We start from the raw sequence: 1,325 nt of genomic DNA, 5'->3' as shown, positions 1-1,325 counted from the left end.
CCCCCACCCATTTCTGGAGGGCATTTCGTCATGCGTGGATTCGCGCATCACCGATCCGGCCGGCCGTTGACCGCCACGGTGGCCGTGGCGGCCGCGGTCGTGGCCGCGGCGTCGGTCACGCTGGCCGGGTCGCCGTCGGCCCAGGCGGCCGCGTCCCCGTCCACCACCTTGGTGGTCAACGCGGGCCAGGTCCTGCGTCCGGTCACCCACGTGGCCACCGGCAGCCTGTACGGCCTGGCCAACGCCACCACCCCGGCCGACAACCTGGTCGCCGCCATCAAACCCAACACCTTCGTGCAAAAGCCCCAGGGCGGCCACCAGCAGCCCACCGGCGACATCCTCACCGTCGCCCCCAAGGCCGCCAAAGCAGGCGCCAAGGTCGTCAACCGCCTCTCGGACTACTACGCCGGCTGGCCCTACCAGTTCAGCTGGAGCAACTGGCTCAGCGTCGTCGACGACCAGATCGCCCAGACCAAGGCCTCCGGCATCACCAACCTGGCCGCCTACGCCCCCTGGAACGAATCCGACAACACCTGGAAGTCCGCCAACGGCACCTTCGAGGACTTCTGGACCAAGACCTACCGCGAGATCCGCTCCAAGGACACCACCACGCCGATCCAGGGCCCGAGCTTCTCGGACAACATCAGCGACATGGACAACTTCCTGAAGAACGCGGTCGCCACCAACACCGTGCCCGACATCATCGCCTGGCACGAACTGGAACGCTCCTCCAAGATCGCCGGCGACGTCGCCACCGTCACCGGCCTGGAGAACAAGTACGGCATCACCCCCCGCCCGATCGCGATCGAGGAATACGCCGCCCCCTCCGAAGTCGGCATCCCCGGCGCCCTGGTCGGCTACATCGCCAAGTTCGAGCGCCTGGGCGTCCACGACGCCGAACTCGCCTTCTGGAACCAGTCCGGAGCCCTCGGCGACCTGCTCACCGGACAGGGCGGCAGCCCCAACGGCGCCTACTGGCTCTACAAGTGGTACGCCGACATGAGCGGCAGCATGCTCACCACCACCGCACCCGCCCAGACCGGCATCGACGGCGCCGCCTCCCGCAACAGCGCCGGCAACGAGATCGACGTCGTCTTCGGCGGCAGCAGCGGCGACTCCGCCGTCACCGTCAACAACCTCAACACCCTGTCCGCCTTCGGATCCACCGTCCACGTCAAGGTCGAATACACCCCCTCACCCGGACGCACCACCGCCGTCTCCGGACCCACCACCCTGGCCGAATCCAACTACACCGTGAACAACGGCTCCATCACCGTCCCCGTCACCGCCAACAGCACCTACGGCTACCACCTCGTCATCACACC

1 protein-coding gene is annotated in these 1,325 nt (G+C 67.7%); it reads left to right on the top strand.

What is annotated here, in order from left to right:
* Nucleotides 1-66 precede the first annotated feature (66 nt).
* The coding region (locus tag K7G61_RS35850; protein ID WP_225851338.1) for a hypothetical protein at nucleotides 67-1,325 on the top strand (1,259 nt) is incomplete at its 3' end.

This window comes from Streptomyces sp. HPF1205 (assembly GCF_020400825.1).
Lineage (GTDB): Bacteria > Actinomycetota > Actinomycetes > Streptomycetales > Streptomycetaceae > Actinacidiphila.
This window is presented reverse-complemented; position numbering and strand designations above follow the sequence as displayed.